A 15,793-nucleotide genomic window follows, 5' to 3' on the forward strand; every position below is an offset into this window, starting at 1 on the left:
GCGCCGAAGTTCGCTCGTCACGCTGATGAGCCTGAGCCTGCTGGGCGGGGTCGCGCAGGCGACACCGGCCCAAGCCGACACACCGGCTCAGCCCGTGATCGGGCAGCCCGCCAAGGACAAGGACGGCTGCGCCAAGATCGAAAAGAGCCTGCCGACCCTCGCCGACTGGCCGAAGGTCGACAGCCGCTTCAAGGGCAAGGGCGACGACGAGGCGCGGATCGCCCAGATCCTCCAGGGCATGACCCTGGAGGAGAAGGTCGGGCAGATGACGCAGCCCGAAATCGCCGCCATCACGCCCGACGAGGTCCGCCAGTACGCCATCGGGTCCGTCCTCAACGGCGGCGGCTCGTGGCCCGGCGCGAACAAGCACGCCACCCAGCAGGACTGGCTGAACCTCGCCGATTCCTACTGGAACGCTTCGAAGACCAGCCGGACGAAGATCCCGGTCATCTGGGGCATCGACGCCGTGCACGGCAACAACAACGTCTACGGCACCACCGTCTTCCCGCACAACATCGGCCTGGGGGCCGCGCACGACCCGTGCCTGGTCCGCGACGTCGCCGGCGCCACCGCCCGGCAGATCCGCGCGACCGGCCAGGACTGGGCCTTCTCGCCGACGCTGGCCGTCGTGCAGGACGACCGCTGGGGCCGCACCTACGAAGGCTTCTCCGAGGACCCGCGCATCACCCGCGCCTACGGCTTCGAGGCCATCAACGGCCTCCAGGACGGCGCCACCAAGCGCATCGGCGGCAGCGGCGTGATCGCCACCGCCAAGCACTTCATCGGCGACGGCGGCACCATCAACGGTCAGGACCAGGGCGTCAACCCCTCGTCCGAAGCCGACATGATCAACATCCACGGCCAGGGCTACTACGGCGCCATCGCCGCCGGCGCCCAGACCGTGATGGTGTCGTTCAACAGCTGGACCAACCCCGACCTCGGCATCAACGAGGGCAAGCTGACCGGCAGCGACAAGGCGCTGAACCAGATCCTCAAGGGCAAGATCGGCTTCGACGGCCTGCTCGTGTCCGACTGGAACGCCATCGGCCAGGTTCCCGGCTGCACGAACTCGTCCTGCCCGCAGGCGATCAATGCCGGTATCGACCTGGTGATGGTGCCGAACGACTGGAAGGCGTTCATCACCAACACCGTCGCGCAGGTGCAGAGCGGCCAGATCCCGATGTCGCGCATCGACGACGCGGTGACGCGCATCCTGCGTGTCAAGCTGCGTGACGGCCTGTTCGAGTCGCAGAAGCCGTCCGACCGGTCCTACGCCAACTCCGACGAGGCGCTGAAGGACAACTGGCTGGCGCGCGACGCCGTCCGCGAGTCGCAGACGCTGCTGAAGAACAACGGCAACGTGCTGCCGCTCAAGCCGGCGTCGAAGGTCCTCGTCGTCGGCAAGAGCGCCGACAACATCCCGAACCAGACCGGCGGCTGGACGCTGAGCTGGCAGGGCACCGGCAACACCAACGCCGACTTCCCGAACGCGACCTCGATCCTCGCCGGGCTCAAGCAGGACCTCGGCGACGCGAACGTCACCTTCGACGCCACCGGGACCGTCGACCCCAAGGGCTTCGACGCGGTCATCGCCGTCATCGGCGAGACGCCGTACGCCGAGGGCGTCGGCGACCTGACCCGCAAGTCGCTCGAGGCGGCGAAGCTCTACCCCGAGGACCTGGCGGTGCTGGACAAGGTCAGCGGCAAGGGCACCCCGGTCGTCACCGTGTACGTCGGCGGCCGCCCGCTGTACATGAACAAGGAGATCAACCGCTCCGACGCGTTCGTCGCGGCCTGGCTGCCCGGCACCGAGGGCGGCGGCGTCGCGGACATGATGGTCAAGGGCAAGGACGGCACCGGCTACCGGGGCACGCTGTCCTACTCGTGGCCGAAGAGTGCGTGCCAGACGCCGCTCAACCCGTGGTCGCCGGGCTACGACCCGCTGTTCAAGCTCGGCTACGGCCTCAAGACCGGGCAGCGCGCCACGGTCGGCCAGCTGGACGAGACGGCCGGGCCGGCGTCCTGCACCTCGACCGGGGGCGGCGGCACGGCGACCGAGGACCTGGTGCTGTTCGACCGCACCGACGTCCCGCCGTACACCAGCCAGATCGGCTCGGCGGAGAACTGGGGCGGCACGGTGATCGGCCCGGACGGCACGGCGGCGCACACCGAGATCAACGTCGTCCCGACCGACGTCAACGTGCAGGGCGACGGCCTGAAGGCGACCTGGACCGGCGCCGGCGCGGCCCAGCTGTACATGCAGAACACGGCGGGCACGAACGACCTGCGAGGCTACCTGAACGCCGACGCGGCCCTGGAGTTCGACACGACCGTGCAGCAGGCACCGGCCAACCGGACGGTGATCAGCATGCACTGCGTCTACCCGTGCTTCTCGGAGGTGAACGCGACCAAGCTGTTCACCGACCTGGCGGGCGGCGCGAAGACGACGGTGAAGATCCCGGTGTCCTGCTTCAACAACGGGCTGGACTTCGAGCACATCAACACCCCGTTCCTCGTGTACACCGACGGCGCGTTCCAGGCGTCGTTCGCGAACGTGCGGTGGGTACCGAAGGGGGCTCAGGATCCTGACGCGAGATCCTGTTCGAGCTTGACCTGACGGCGACCGGGCCGGGAGCGGACTCCGCTCCCGGCCCGGTTCACTTCCGCGGCGGCAGGTGGGCGGCCAGGCCGTCCAGCACCCGCGCCAGCCCCGCTTCGAACAGCCGGTCCTGCCGGTCGGCGGCGTGCGGGGTCTTCGCCTCGATCATCACTCGGGTGAGCCTCGGCCAATCGCCGCTGTTCATGATCGACGGGCCGTACTCGCCCTGCTGTTCCATCCACTGCTCGTGGGTCAGCCCGGACCGGCGTGCCGCCTCCTGGTCGCCCAGCTCCCCCAGCACGTGCCCGAGCACGAACGCCGACAGCGTGCTGAGGTTGGCCAGCATTTCGTCGGTGTCCAGGTCCATGCCGTCGAACGCCGACAGCGACAGCTCCGTCCACCACAGGCTGTTCGGACCGTGGTTGGCGCGGCCCGAGGACAGCGACGGCAGCCACGGGTGCCGCAGCGCCGTCTCGCGCAGCAGGCGCGCGATGGTGCGCAGGTCGGCCCGCCAGTCACCCGGCAGCGTCGTGCCGCGCAGCTCCCCCATCACCTCGTCGCCCATCAGCTCCAGCACGTCGTCCTTTTTGGACACGTACCGGTACAGCGAGGTCGTCCCGGTGCCGAGTTCGGCGGCGATCCGCCGCATCGACACGGCGTCGATCCCCTCCGCGTCGGCGATCCGGATCCCGGCGACCGCCACGTCCCGCCGGCCGTGGGTGGGCTTCGGACCCCGTGTCCCGTGTTCGGGACGCATCCAGATCACCGGGTGGTCGTTCGACGGCACCGTCACCTCCTCGATATTGCGAACACTGTACCCAGTTCGCTAACGTGCAACTACTGCGAACACTGTTGCCGGGTTTCTGGGGAGTAAAGATGGACTACGACGTGGTGGTGGCCGGAGCGGGTCCCGTCGGACTGCTGCTGGCCTGCGAACTTCGGCTGGGTGGTACCCGGGTGCTCGTCCTCGAGCGCGAGACGGACACTCCGCCGGCCCGGTACGGGTCCATGGGCGCCCGCGCGATCAACGCGCCTTCCGTGCACGCGCTGCACCTGCGCGGCCTGCTGCCCGCCGTCGAGGCGGCCGCCCTGATGTGGCTCGGGGCACTGCCGGAGATCGCGGACGGCGAGCGTCCGGACCTCTACGCCGGCCACTTCGCCGGAATCGACATCCGCGTGGACCGGCTCAAGCCACCGGGCGCCGGCGACGAGTTCCTCGGCGCGGGGGTGATCAGCCAGGCCGACCTTGAGGCGATCTTCGCGGCGCGAGCGTCGGCACTCGGCGCGGAGGTACGCCGAGGAGCCGCCCTGACCGGGTTCGACGCCGGGGACGGCGGCGTGACCGTCCACACCGGACACGACAGCTTCCGGACCGCTTGGCTGGTCGGGGCGGACGGCGGGCGCAGCACGGTGCGCCGCCTCGCCGGGTTCGGTTTCCCCGGCGTGGACCCGGTCTTCACCGGCCGCCAGGCCGTCGTGGACCTCGCCGATCCGGAGAAGCTCACCGCCGGCGGCTGGCAGCACGGCGAGAACGGCTCCTACACCCTGGGCGGCTGGGCCGACGGCGACGGGCCGCCCCGCGTGCACACCGTCGAGTACGAGGGCCCGCCCGCGGACCGGGACGCACCCGTCACGGCGGAGGAGATGCAGGCCGGCCTGCGCCGGGTCAGCGGCACCGACGTGACGGTCACCCACGTGCACGTCGGCACCCGCTATGCCGACACGACCCGGCAGGCCACCACGTACCGGCGAGGCCGGGTGCTGCTGTGCGGGGACGCCGCGCACGTGCACTCGCCCGCGGGTGGGCAGGGCCTGAACCTCGGCATCGGCGACGCGGTCAACCTCGGCTGGAAGCTCGCGCTCGTCGCGCGCGGCGCGGTGCCGGACTCGCTGCTCGGCACCTACGAGGCCGAGCGTCACCCGATCGGCGCCTGGGTGCAGAAGTGGAGCATGGCGCAGACCGCGCTGAGCACGGCGCGGGGACCGCGGGCGGACGCGCTGCGCGACGTGATGGCCGACCTGCTGGACACCCCGGACGGCGCGACACACGTGGTTTCGATGATCAGCGGCCAGTGGCAGCACTACGACCTGCCCGGCGACCATCCGCTGATCGGCCGTCGCGTACCCGACCTCCCCTTGACCGACGGCACCACCCTGGCCAGGCACTTCCGCGACGGACGAGCGGTTCTGCTGGACTCGGGCACGGGCGCGGCCGCCGTCGCGGAAGCGTGGGGCGACCGCGTCACGACCGTCACCGCGCGGGCGGCCGCGTTGCCGGACGCCGCGTTGATCCGTCCGGACGGTCACATCGCTTGGCTCGCGGCCGAGGCCGGCTGGGACGGGCTCCGCACGGCACTGACCACGTGGCTCGGCCCGCCCGCGCACGTTCGCCCCGGCGTGAAATCGCCTGGATCGGCGGTGACCAGCTCGGCTGCGGCCGACTGCCGCTGAAGGTGCTTGAAGACGTCGTCCGGGCCTGGGCCGATCAGTGCTGCGGGCCGTAGGACTTCTGGCACGGGTAACCGTCGCCGGTGGCGGACCAGTTCGCCGGGTATCCGTTCCGCGCCCAGGCGGCGAACGCCTGCGCGTAGGTGTAGCCGCGCGCGTACAGCCACTGGCACGGCGTCTGGCCCGCGGCGGGTGTGATGGTGATCCACGGCTGGGCGTTGATCCAGCTCGGCTGGGCGTACCACTGGCTCGACGCGGCGATGCCTGCCGGGGCGGCAGTAACCGTCTGCGGTGGCGGGACGAAGACAGTTTGCGGTACCGGCGCGGTGACGATGGGCGGCACCGGTGCGGTGACCGTCGCGGTGGACGCCGGAGCCTGGGCGGCCCCGCCGGAAATCGTCCGCGGCAAGCCGCACCCGGCGAGGGCGAGCACGGCGGAAAGGGTGGCGACTGTCCTCAGTGTACGCATGGCGGGCCTCATTTCGTCCGGGTCATGTGGCTGCCGGTGATGACGCCGCCGGAAACCGTGTACGTACCGGAAAACGTCCGGGTGCTGCCGTCGGTCTGGACCGCCGACAACACGACGTAGACCGTGCTGCCGCGGACGTCCGTGACGGTCAGCGTGTCCCACCACGTCGTCGCGAAACCGTTGACGTACCTGGGATATCCGCCGCCGCCCGCGATGCGGCTGCCGCCGAGCGACCACGCGGTGGCGAAGTCGCGGCGGTTGAGCGCGTCGTAGTACGCGACGACCGTCCTCGCCTCGGCGGTCTCCGCCGGTGCCGGGGCGACCGGCGGCTGGACGTAAACCGTCTCCGGCGCGGGCACCGCGACCGTCGCCGTGCTGGTCACCGGCGACTGCGGAGTCACCGGCACCGGCACGCCGACCACCGGCACCCCGCATGCGGCCGCACCCAGCAAAACCATGGCTGCGACGGCGATTCTGGTCGCGTTCACGGCCATCACCTTCTTCCGTGTCCGCCTCCTGGAATCGGGCGCCCGCCCGTTTCCGCAACGAATCCGCGGAACCGCGACGCAAGCGTTATCCCGTGGGATTCACCCGTTCTGCCCGGTGATGTCGTGAGCCGTCATCGCGGCGGCCGTGGCGGCTCGCCCCGAGTCCGTCCACATAGGACATGGACACCTTGGACGACTCGACGCTGCCGGTGCCTGGCCGCGCCGCCGGTCGTCGCCGCGGCGGCGGGGTCGCCGACCATCGCTGACATCGTTGTCGGAGCCGCGGCCGACACTGTGACAAAGACCTGGCTCGTGTCCCGAGGTGTGAAGATCCGGTCAGGATGGCGTCGAAACGGTGTCAGGACGCCTACCCTCGACGCGGTGTGCGCACGTGTACTGGTCGCCGAGGACGACGAGAAGCAGGCCGAGGTTCTTCGGCTCTACCTCGAAAGCGAGGGCCACACCGTGGTGCTGGCCCCGGACGGCCGGGCGGCGCTCGACGAGGCCCGCCGCGACCGGCCCGACCTGCTGGTCCTCGACGTGATGATGCCGAAGGTCGACGGCCTCGACGTCTGCCGGATCCTGCGCGGGGAGTCCGACGTCGCGGTGCTGATGCTCACCGCCCGCGCGACCGAGGACGACCTGCTGCTCGGCCTCGACCTCGGCGCGGACGACTACCTGACCAAGCCGTACAGCCCGCGCGAGCTGATGGCCCGGGTCCGGACGCTGCTGCGGCGGACCGCCGCCCGCCGCGAACCGCCCGACACGGCGTTGCGTGCCGGCGGGCTGCGGCTCGACCCGGTGCGGCACGAGGTGTCCGTCGACGGCCGCCCGGTGGAGACGACGCCGGGTGAGTTCCAGCTGCTGGAGACGCTGATCCGGCAGCCGGGCCGGGTGTTCACCAGGCGGCAGCTGCTCGAGCTGACCCGCGGCGACGACCGGTTCGTCAGCACCCGGATCATCGACGTCCACGTGCTCAACCTGCGCAAGAAGCTCGAACCGGACCCGCAGCACCCCAGCTACCTGCGGACCGTGTTCGGCGTCGGGTACAAGCTGACGGCGGACGATGACACGTAGCCCGAGGCGCTCTTCCCGGCCGAGGGCGCGGCAGCACAGCTTTCCGCGGCGGCGCAGCCTGGTCGTCCGGCTCACCGCGGTCTCGCTGCTGATCGCGCTCGCCTCGATCGCGGCGACCGCGTGGCTCGCCGTGCAGACCACCACCCGGGCGATCCAGCAGGAGCAGGGCCAGGCGCTCTCCGGCGACGCGACCATCTACACCGAGCTGCTCGGCTTCGCGGCGGCCAACCACACCTGGGACCAGGTCGGGCCGAAGCTGCGGACGTTGTCGGAGCAGACCGGCCGCCGGATCGTGCTGACCACCCTCGACCGCCGCGTCCTCGGCGACTCCGGCGGCGCGCCGGTCACCCTGCCGGTCAAGGCGACGGCGTCGGTCGACCCGCTGCACGTCGACCCGGTCCTGCTGCCCGAGGCCGGCACCAGCGGCATCGACCCGCGCGCGGTGGGCCCGTTCCGGCTGCCGCCCGCCGACCGCATGGAGACCGACGCGCTGGCCAGGAAGACGGTCGCCTGCCTCGCCACGTACGGCGTCCCCAGCCAGGTGCGGGAGTCGCCGAGCGGACGCGCGCAGCTCACCGGGATCGATCCCCTCACCGCCCGGTACCTCGCCGTCAAGTGCGGGCTCTATCAGCTCGCCGAGCCCACGCGGACCGAGCAGGCGGCGCTCATCGAACTCGACGACGCCGTGAACAAGTGCCTCAAGCGCCAGGGCGCGGACCAGGTCAAGCTGGGTCTCGACTTCGAGGTGCTCACCGTCCCCGACCAGGGCCCCAGCCGGGCCTGCGTCGACTCCGCGCGCCGCGAGCAGCTCACGGCGTACGTCGCCCCGCCCGCGTTGCTGTTCACCCTCGGCCCGGGCGGGTCGCAGCTGCCGACGTTCACGCTGTCGCGGGAGAACCTCACCCGGATCCTCGCGGTGACCGGCGGCGTGCTCGTGCTGGCCGCCGCGCTCACCGCGCTGGTGGCCCGGCGGCTGTCCCGGCCGCTGCGGGCGCTGACCGAGGCGGCGAAGCAGGACCGGCCGGCGCCGGTGAAGTCCCGCGACGAGGTCGGCTACCTCGCGGCCGCGTTCAACGACCTCACCGCGCGGCGGGAACGCATCGAGGAGCAGCGCAAGGCGATGGTCGGCGACATCGCCCACGAGCTGCGCAACCCGCTCAACGTCATCCGCGGCCGGCTGGAGGCGGCCGAGGACGGGCACCTGCCGTTCGATCGCGCGCTGACCGCGTCGCTGCTGGAAGAGACCGTGCTGCTGCAGCACATCGTCGACGACCTGCAGGACCTCGCCGCGGCCGACGCCGGGCAGCTGCGCCTGCACCCGGAGCCCCTCGACGCGGCCGAGCTGGCCGACCACGTCGCCGCCGCGCACGCGGACCGGGCCGCCGCGGCCGGCGTCGCGCTCACTGTCTCGGCCGACGGCGAGGCCGCACTGACGGCGGACCCGGTCCGCCTGCGGCAGGTCGTCGGCAACCTGGTGACGAACGCGATCCGGCACACCCCGCCCGGCGGCCGGGTGACGATCCACGTGTTGTCCACAGTGGACACGGTGACGCTCGCTGTCGCGGACACCGGCACCGGCATCGCCGCCGAGGACCTGCCGCACGTGTTCGACCGGTTCTGGCGCGCGGAGAAGTCCCGCAACCGTCAGACCGGCGGAAGCGGACTCGGCCTTGCCATCGTGCGCCACCTGGTGCAAGCCCACGACGGCACGGTGACGGTCGAGTCCGAAGTGGACAAGGGATCGGCCTTCACCGTCCGGCTTCCGGTGCACTACAACGGCAGGCCCGCGTAGTTGTCGGCCAGTTCGGTCGCCGCCGCCGTCGACGTCACCGTACGGCGGAGCTGGGAGAGCTGGAGCTGGGCGTCGAAGTCGTCGCCGTGGCGGTGCAGCATCGACGTCATCCACCACGAGAAGTGCGTGCAGCGCCAGACCCGGCGCAACGCCGTCTCCGAGTACGCGGCGGCGAGTTCGTCGTCGCCGCGCAGCGACGCCGTCAACGCGGACGCCAGCAGCGAAACGTCCGCCACCGCCAGGTTCAGCCCCTTCGCCCCCGTCGGCGGCACGATGTGGGCGGCGTCCCCGGCCAGGTAGAGGTTTCCGTACCGCATCGGCGTCGCGACGAAGCTGCGCATCGGCAGCACGCTCTTCTCCGTGATCGGCCCGGTCCGCAGCGTCCACCCCGCGACGCCCAGCCGCTCGGACAGCGCCGTCCAGATCCGGTCGTCGCTCCAGCGCGCGATGTCCTCGTCCGGGTCGACCTGCAGGTAGAACCGGCTGACCCGCGGCGAACGCATGCTGTGCATCGCGAAGCCGTCCGGGTGCCAGGCGTAGATCAGCTCGTCCGTCGACGGCGCGACGTCGGCAAGGACGCCCAGCCACGCGAACGGATACGTCCGCTCCCAGACCTGCGGAGCGGGGATCGAGGCACGGCTCGGTCCGTGGAAGCCGTCGCAGCCGACGACGACGTCCGCGTCGATCCGCCGTGCCGCACCGGAATCGTCCACAAAGGTCACGAACGGCTTCCCGGTCACGTCGTGCAGCGTGACGTCGGCCGCCGAATAGTACGCCGGACGCCCGGCTTTCTCCCGCGCCGCCATGAGGTCCTTGGTGACCTCCGTCTGCCCGTAGACGGTCACCGACCGGCCGATGAGGTCGACGAAGTCCACGTGGTGCCGGTTCTCCGGCCACTGCAGGTGGATCCCGCGGTGCTCCATGCCCTCGACGTCGAGCCGGCCACCGAGACCGACGTCCCGCAGCAGCTCGACCGTGCCCGCCTCGAGGATGCCCGCGCGGATGCGGGCCTGGACGTATTCGGCGGTCTGCCGTTCGAGCAGCACCGAGTCGATGCCTTCGAGACCGAGCAGATGGGACAGCAGCAGCCCGGCCGGGCCGGCGCCGACGATGACGACCTGGGTGCGCACTGGAGAACGTCCTTTCCCGGGGAAAGCCAGAGCATGGAACGGCCGCACCCCCGGCCACTACGTCATTCTCATTCAGTGAGAGGAATTCCCCATCGCCCGCGAGATACCGCGCGCCGCCGCCCGCAAGGCGGGGATTTGCATCCGCGCGTTCCGGTCGTTGGGCACGATCACCGACAGCGCCGCGACGACGTCGCTGCCCGGCCCCCGCAGCGGCACGGCGATGCCGGTCGTCTCCTCGTCGATGAAGCCCGCGCAGAACGCGTAGCCGTTTCGGCGGACGTCGGCGAGGAACCGGCGCAGCCGAGCGGGCTCGGTCAGCGTGGTCCGGCGGAAGGCCTCCAGCGGACCGGCCAGCACCTGTTCCTGCAGGTCGGCGGGGGCGTGGGCGAGCAGCACGAGCCCGGACGACGACGCGTGCAGCGGCAGCCGCCCGGCCACGCGCGTCACGTTGAGCGTCGCGCCGGGCGCCGAGAGCCGCTCGACGAAGAGCACTTCGCGGTCCTCCAGCACCGCGAGCTGGGTGTGGTGCCCGACGACGGCGTGCAGGTCCTCCATGAACGGCATCGCCGCTTCGCGCAGCCCGAGCGTGGGGGACGCGCGCGAAGCCAGCTCCCACAGCCGGACACCCACGCGGATCCGCCGGTCGGGGTCGCGCCGCAGCCAGCCGTGGCCGACGAGCTCGTCGACCAGCCTCGACGCGGTGGCGACGTGCAGATCGGCCCGCCGCGCGATTTCGGTGACGCGCAGCGCCGGCGTGTCCGGCCCGAACGTCTCGAAGATCCGGACGACGCGCGAAACCACGGACTCACCCCGCGCCGGCTTCACCACGCGGAGCAGTGTGTCACGCCGGCCCCTCAAGCAACGGCCCGCAACTGCCCCGGAACCCCCTCTGACCACGAGTGATGCCCCCTAAATCACGCATGATGCCCCCGCCAATCACGCGAGCCGACCCTCCAGGCACGCCAGCCGACCCTCCAGGCACGCCAGCCGACCCTCCAGGCACGCGACTCGACCCTCCAGGCACGCGAGCCGACCCTCAGCAGTCCACCAGCACTTTGGCCACCAGCCTCGTGCGGGTCGCCGCGGCGCGGTCGATGACCTGGACGCTGCGCCAGCCCGCCGGGACCTGGTCCGCGAGCAGCTCCTCCCGCCACTTCCCCACCCGGCGGACGTGCCGCGCGAACGACCGCGGCCGCACCAGGCGGCCCCGGCTGCGTTGGCCCGCCAACGCCTGCGACGACGTCACGTCGAGGAACAACAGCCGCACCGGCCGGCCGCTCACCACGCCGACCAGGGCCAGCAGGGCACGGGTCGAGGCTCGCGTCGACGGCTCGTGGACCACGATCGGCCCCGCCACCCCGATCGCCCGGCCGAGGATCCGCAGCCGGTGCCACGCGTGCACCACCGGCCGGTAGCACCGGTAGGGCACCGCCGGGGCCGCCGCGGCCAGGCGGAGGCGGACCTGGTCGGAGTCCAGGACCGGCAGCCCGGTGGCGGCGTGCCGGAGCATGGTCGTCTTGCCCGCGCCGGGCAGTCCCGCCACGACGAGCAGGTCGCGCGGGCCGAGCTCGATGACAGTGGGGTCGCCCATGCCTGTCCAACGTCCCAGCGAAAGTAATGGTTCCTTTACCTTCGACTCACGCAGGGTGACGACCATCCCCGCCGAACCCCCCGTGCGGCGAACACCACCCAACCGGAAACCCGGTGGTCACCCGCCGTGCCCTATGTCACCCACTCGCCTGAAAACCCATGCGCGCCAAGGCATCCGGCCACCGGAACCGCTTCGGGTGAAGATCACGCCGGCCTCTTCCCGGCGTCCGGAAAATCCCTATCTTCTGAAGGGGACGCTCGGTAGAACAGGGGAAACTCGTCATGACCCAGTCGCTGGAACTCCCGGTCCAGGAATTCTGTCTCGATTGGACGCTCACGGGCGACGAAGGCGCCCGTGTCGGAGTCGCCCTCTCAGGGCAGGTGTCGCTGCTCGACAACAACCGGTTCTACAAGATCGACGGCGTCGTCTACGTCACCGACGGCGACGCCGACATCCGCGCCGTCGGCAACCCGCGGATCTCCGTACGCCGCAACGGCGTCGAGAAGAGCGGGCGCCAGTGGGGCTGGGAGATGTGCTCGGCCCGCAAGAGCCTCCTCGCGCTGAACACGATGGAGGGCTACTTCGTCCGGACCGGGTACTGGGCCCCCGCCGACCGCGCCATCCAGCTGAGCCTGTGCGCCGAACAGGGCTGGAGCCGGCGCAGGAGCTACAGCCCGCACGTCACCGTCCGGATGGTCGACTGACCACTGTGGACGCTCGGCGGCGCGCCGCCGCGACGACCAACCCGGCCGCGACCGCGCCCGCCACCGCGCACCCGGCACCGAACCCCGGCGACGGCTCGTGGACGCGCAGCACCGACACGCACAGCCACGCGGCGGCGCCGAACAGGATCCCCAGCACGGGGCCGCCGACCGCCGCGCCCCGCCAGCGGTGGCCGTTGCGGATCGTGCGCAGCCCCGATTCGAGGTAGGCGAGGGCGAACAACGCCAGGATGAGGCTGCCCGCGCCCAGGGCGCTGGCCAGGGGGTGCTGGCTGGTCAGCAGCGTGAACGTCCGGGTGGACGTGTCCGTGCGGACATCGGCGGTGACGGCGCCGCCGACGATCCACCGCGCGATCCCCGGCAGGGTGAGCTGGGCGGTGAAGCCGTTGCCGTCGGGCTTCGCTTCGGCCGACGCCGACCCGAGCGGGATCCCGGCCGCGGAGAGGTCGAGGGTGACCCGGCCCGGATTGCCGGTCCCGGTCATGACCAGCGGTTTGCTGAGATCCACCTCGACCGGCGTGGACACGGGCGCACCGCCGAGGCGGAACGTGGGCGACGCCTCGTGCGGCAGCCGCGCGGGGTTGAGCAGGGCGAGCACGACCAGCACGATCGCGGCGGCCGCCGCGGCGAGCCGCAGCCACAGCACGGCAGCACCGGCACCCGGCTCGGACGTGCCGGGCCCGCTGGTCGCGTCCGGCCCCGGCGACAGACCGGGAGGCGGATTCAGCGGGCCGCTCACCGTTCCCACCAGCGTCGGGTCCGGGGTGCCTGGCCGCCGGACCGGGCGCGTCGGTGACTCCTCCGGCGCGGTGGCCGAGTTGAGCCCGGCGATCACCCGGGGCGTCAGGTGCAGCACCGGCACCCCGGCGCGCTCCAGCCACCCCGGGCCGTAAACCGCGGTGGCCGCCGCCGCGAGGTCGGCCGCGAACGACTCCGCCTCGCGGTACCGCGCGTCCAGCTCGCGCGCGAGGCTGCGCATCACGACCCCGGCGATCGGCATCGGCACGCCGGCGATCGGGCGCGGGTCGGTGAACATGTGCTGGCGCATCATGCTGATCGCGCCGCGGGTGTTGTCGAACGGCAGCTGACGGGACAGCAGCTCGTACAGCACCGTGCCCGCCGCGTAGACGTCGGCCGCCGGGCTCAGCGCGTTGCCCATCGCCTGCTCCGGGGCGATGTACGCCGGCGTGCCGAGGATCTCGCCACCGTGCGTGACGAGGGTCGCGCCCTCGCTGATCACCCGCGCGATGCCGAAGTCGGCCACCTTCACCACGCCCTGCAGGTTGAACAGCAGGTTCCGCGGCTTGACGTCGAGGTGCAGCACCCCGGCCCGGTGCGCCGCGTGCAGCCCGGCGAGCATCGCCAGGCCGATCGCGCACGCCTGTTCGCCGCTGACACCGCCGCCGTGGAACCGGCTGTGCACGGTGCCGCCGTCGAGCCGTTCCATCACCAGCAGGTGCTCGCGGCCGGTGCGGACGTAGTCGTAGACCGGCACGATGTGCGGGTGGTCCAGGCTGGCCAGCACCCGGGCCTCGCGGTCGAACAGCTCGCTGCTCGCCGCGTGGTTGAGGATGTCCCAGGGCAGCTGCTTGATCGCCACGCTGCGGCCGAGCGTCCGGTGGACGCCGGCGAACACGACACCCATGCCGCCTTCGCCGATCGACTCCCCGATGTCGTACTGCGGCAGGGCGGCGACCAGCTCGGCCGGTGCGCTCATCGGGTGAATTCCTGGGTGTTCGGCACGGCCAGCCGGACGGTGGTGTCACTGTCCGCGACGGCCGGCGGCGCCGGGTGCGGCGTCAGGTAGCCGAGCAGGAACGCGATCGCGGCGGCGCCGAGCACCACCGGGATCTCGATCGCCGGCTCGGGCGGGACGAGCCGCAGCACCGACAGGCTGATCACCGCGACCAGGCCGGTGCCGAACCCGGCGGGCAGGAACCGCAGGCCGCGGCGCCAGCGGTTGGGCGCCAGCCGGTGCCGGGCCAGCGCAAGCAACGCCGTCACCCAGGCGAGGACCGTCAGCACGAGCATCGCCAGGCCGAAGACGCCGTACACCGACCAGAAGGAGCCGCGGACGTCGGCGACCGTCGTCGCCTCGCCGAGCGTGGCGCGCTGCGCGTCGAGCAGCTCGACCGACGACGGCAGCAGCCCGGTCGCCTGGCCGGTGAGGTCGCCGAGGTCGAGCACGAAGGTCCGGGTCACCGAGCCGCGCGCGGGGACCTCGAAAGGCGCTGTCGTGTCGTAGGCGAAGAAGGTGAGGGCGAGGGCGACGCCGGAGAGCCGGACACTGCGGACCTTCACCGGCGCGGCGCCGGAGTTGGTCGCGGTGACCTGCAGCTCGACCTGGTTCGCCGGGTCGATCGCGACCGTGGCGTCCTCGATCGGCCGGTGGTCGATCGAGACCTGCACGTCGAGCGAGCCGGAATCCGCTGACGCAGGTGGTGCGCCGAGCAGCACCACGCAGAAACCCAACGCAACCCCCGCCGCGATGACACGTCCCATTGGGCATCCCCTACTTGTGTTATCCAACTCGTGCGGAATGCTACAGCGAGCACCCACCGGGGAGGGACGTCCCAATGCGCATCGTCGTTCGGCTGTTTTTCGGCGCCGTGGCCGGAACGTTGCTTCTGCTCGCGTTCGCGGGCAACGCCAATGCACAATACACGTCGTCGGTTGGTTTGAAACCGTCGAGCGGCAAGGCGGGCAGTTCTTTCACCATTTCGTGGAATTTCTACCCCTGCAAGGGCCCGGTCACCTTTTCCTGGAACGGCACGCCGATGTGGTCGGCGAACGCCGACCTGCAGAACATCAGCGGCACGGTCGCGGCCACGGTGCCCGCCGGTGCGCAGCCGGGCACCTACCCGGTCACCGGCACGTGCACCAACGCCCGGACCGGCGGCCCGCTCAGCGCCGGCAGCCGGTTCACGGTGACCGCCACGCCCACCACGACCCCGCCGCCGCCCCCGGTGACCACCACCCCGCCGCCTCCGCCGGTGACGACGCGGCCGAGCAAGCCCGGCGCCCCCACGACACCGTCCGTCCCGACGACCACCCCGCCCACGACCACGAGCACCCCGCCGACGACGACCACGCCGGCCACGCCCGGTACCCCGGCGACGACGTCGAGCACCGAGCCGAAGCCCGGCGAACTGGTGCTCGACCGGCCGAGCGTCAAGCCCGGCGAGCCGCTGTCCGCCTCGGGCAAGGGCTGCGTCCCCGGCCGGATGGTGACGCTGACGTCCGACGGCGCCGACGTCGGCTCGGCCTTCAGCGACAGCTCCGGCGCCTTCACCGCGCCGGTCGAGTTCACCCGCATCGAGGCCGGACGGCACACCGTCATCGCCGAGTGCGGAGTGCGGCTGACCGGCGCCGTCGACCAGGTTGTGACGCGGTCGTCCGGCGGGCAGACCGGCACTTTGGTCATCCTCGTGTTCTTCGTGCTGGCCGGCGTCACGGTGATCCGGTTCCGCTGACCCC

General features: G+C 71.7%; 14 protein-coding genes. 6 read left to right on the forward strand and 8 right to left on the reverse strand.

All coding sequences use genetic code 11. From position 1 onward, the window contains the following. The first annotated feature begins 25 nt into the window (after positions 1 to 25). Positions 26 to 2,617, forward strand: coding sequence for a glycoside hydrolase family 3 protein (locus CF165_RS14660; RefSeq protein ID WP_093948057.1), 2,592 nt, complete (start codon positions 26 to 28; stop codon positions 2,615 to 2,617). A gap of 40 nt (positions 2,618 to 2,657) precedes the next feature. Here CF165_RS14660 and CF165_RS14665 read toward each other — a convergent pair whose 3' ends face one another. After that, positions 2,658 to 3,386 (reverse strand): TetR/AcrR family transcriptional regulator, encoded by a 729-nt coding sequence (locus tag CF165_RS14665; RefSeq protein ID WP_205660863.1) that lies wholly within the window; start codon positions 3,384 to 3,386, stop codon positions 2,658 to 2,660. Between the two features lie 89 nt (positions 3,387 to 3,475). Here CF165_RS14665 and CF165_RS14670 point away from each other — a divergent pair, with 89 nt between their 5' ends. Beyond that, entirely contained in the window at positions 3,476 to 5,050 is a 1,575-nt protein-coding gene (locus CF165_RS14670) for an FAD-dependent monooxygenase (RefSeq protein WP_093948058.1), read from the forward strand. Between the two features lie 34 nt (positions 5,051 to 5,084). Here the strand turns inward: CF165_RS14670 and CF165_RS14675 are convergent, their stop codons facing one another. Both CF165_RS14675 and CF165_RS14680 read right to left on the reverse strand, forming a co-directional pair. Next, complete coding sequence (locus CF165_RS14675) at positions 5,085 to 5,516, reverse strand: hypothetical protein (protein ID WP_240521604.1); 432 nt, start codon at positions 5,514 to 5,516, stop codon at positions 5,085 to 5,087. Positions 5,517 to 5,524: 8 nt separating this feature from the next. Next, a complete protein-coding gene (locus CF165_RS14680) occupies positions 5,525 to 6,010 on the reverse strand; it encodes a hypothetical protein (protein WP_093948060.1) in 486 nt (161 codons plus the stop codon). A 375-nt stretch (positions 6,011 to 6,385) separates the two neighbouring features. On the opposite strand from CF165_RS14680, the gene CF165_RS14685 reads away from it, so the two are divergent. Together CF165_RS14685 and CF165_RS14690 are read left to right on the forward strand one after the other, a co-directional pair. Further along, a complete protein-coding gene (locus CF165_RS14685) occupies positions 6,386 to 7,081 on the forward strand; it encodes a response regulator transcription factor (RefSeq protein ID WP_093948061.1) in 696 nt (231 codons plus the stop codon). Next, positions 7,071 to 8,873, forward strand: coding sequence for a sensor histidine kinase (locus CF165_RS14690; protein ID WP_093948062.1), 1,803 nt, complete (start codon positions 7,071 to 7,073; stop codon positions 8,871 to 8,873). Before CF165_RS14685 ends, CF165_RS14690 begins: the two co-directional genes overlap by 11 nt. Here the strand turns inward: CF165_RS14690 and CF165_RS14695 are convergent. The 3 genes from CF165_RS14695 to CF165_RS14705 all read right to left on the reverse strand — a co-directional run bounded on the left by CF165_RS14695 (position 8,852) and on the right by CF165_RS14705 (position 11,594). Further along, entirely contained in the window at positions 8,852 to 10,003 is a 1,152-nt protein-coding gene (locus tag CF165_RS14695; RefSeq protein WP_093948063.1) for a 4-hydroxybenzoate 3-monooxygenase, read from the reverse strand. The genes CF165_RS14690 and CF165_RS14695 overlap by 22 nt on opposite strands. A 72-nt stretch (positions 10,004 to 10,075) precedes the next feature. Beyond that, positions 10,076 to 10,828 carry an IclR family transcriptional regulator gene (locus CF165_RS14700; RefSeq protein WP_093948470.1) on the reverse strand — a complete coding sequence of 251 codons (753 nt, stop codon included), beginning with the start codon at positions 10,826 to 10,828 and terminating at the stop codon, positions 10,076 to 10,078. Positions 10,829 to 11,039: 211 nt separating this feature from the next. Beyond that, entirely contained in the window at positions 11,040 to 11,594 is a 555-nt protein-coding gene (locus CF165_RS14705) for an AAA family ATPase (protein WP_093948064.1), read from the reverse strand. A 281-nt stretch (positions 11,595 to 11,875) separates the two neighbouring features. On the opposite strand from CF165_RS14705, the gene CF165_RS14710 reads away from it, so the two are divergent. Beyond that, positions 11,876 to 12,298, forward strand: a complete 423-nt coding sequence (locus tag CF165_RS14710) for a hypothetical protein (RefSeq protein WP_093948065.1) — start codon at positions 11,876 to 11,878, stop codon at positions 12,296 to 12,298. Here CF165_RS14710 and CF165_RS14715 read toward each other — a convergent pair. Both CF165_RS14715 and CF165_RS14720 read right to left on the reverse strand, forming a co-directional pair. Further along, entirely contained in the window at positions 12,276 to 14,033 is a 1,758-nt protein-coding gene (locus CF165_RS14715; protein WP_093948066.1) for a serine/threonine-protein kinase, read from the reverse strand. The genes CF165_RS14710 and CF165_RS14715 overlap by 23 nt on opposite strands. Beyond that, the gene (locus CF165_RS14720) at positions 14,030 to 14,818 is read right to left on the reverse strand and encodes a hypothetical protein (protein WP_093948067.1); all 789 of its coding nucleotides are present in this window, start codon (positions 14,816 to 14,818) and stop codon (positions 14,030 to 14,032) included. The genes CF165_RS14715 and CF165_RS14720 overlap by 4 nt, the downstream gene beginning before the upstream one ends. Before the next feature lie 74 nt (positions 14,819 to 14,892). Here CF165_RS14720 and CF165_RS52635 point away from each other — a divergent pair, with 74 nt between their 5' ends. Continuing rightward, a complete protein-coding gene (locus tag CF165_RS52635; protein ID WP_240521605.1) occupies positions 14,893 to 15,789 on the forward strand; it encodes a hypothetical protein in 897 nt (298 codons plus the stop codon). Positions 15,790 to 15,793 lie beyond the last annotated feature (4 nt).

The sequence above is a fragment of the Amycolatopsis vastitatis genome (genome assembly GCF_002234595.1).
In the GTDB taxonomy this organism is placed as follows: domain Bacteria; phylum Actinomycetota; class Actinomycetes; order Mycobacteriales; family Pseudonocardiaceae; genus Amycolatopsis; species Amycolatopsis vastitatis.

Bases quoted from the DNA above. Each gene is read 5' to 3' on its own strand.
- CF165_RS14710 (WP_093948065.1), top strand. From the start codon at position 11,876: ATGACCCAGTCGCTGGAACTCCCGGTCCAGGAATTCTGTCTCGATTGG.
- CF165_RS14715 (WP_093948066.1), bottom strand. From the start codon at position 14,033: ATGAGCGCACCGGCCGAGCTGGTCGCCGCCCTGCCGCAGTACGACATC.
- CF165_RS14660 (WP_093948057.1), top strand. From the start codon at position 26: ATGAGCCTGAGCCTGCTGGGCGGGGTCGCGCAGGCGACACCGGCCCAA.
- CF165_RS14690 (WP_093948062.1), top strand. From the start codon at position 7,071: ATGACACGTAGCCCGAGGCGCTCTTCCCGGCCGAGGGCGCGGCAGCAC.
- CF165_RS14705 (WP_093948064.1), bottom strand. From the start codon at position 11,594: ATGGGCGACCCCACTGTCATCGAGCTCGGCCCGCGCGACCTGCTCGTC.
- CF165_RS14675 (WP_240521604.1), bottom strand. From the start codon at position 5,516: ATGCGTACACTGAGGACAGTCGCCACCCTTTCCGCCGTGCTCGCCCTC.
- CF165_RS14680 (WP_093948060.1), bottom strand. From the start codon at position 6,010: ATGGCCGTGAACGCGACCAGAATCGCCGTCGCAGCCATGGTTTTGCTG.
- CF165_RS14720 (WP_093948067.1), bottom strand. From the start codon at position 14,818: ATGGGACGTGTCATCGCGGCGGGGGTTGCGTTGGGTTTCTGCGTGGTG.
- CF165_RS52635 (WP_240521605.1), top strand. From the start codon at position 14,893: ATGCGCATCGTCGTTCGGCTGTTTTTCGGCGCCGTGGCCGGAACGTTG.
- CF165_RS14670 (WP_093948058.1), top strand. From the start codon at position 3,476: ATGGACTACGACGTGGTGGTGGCCGGAGCGGGTCCCGTCGGACTGCTG.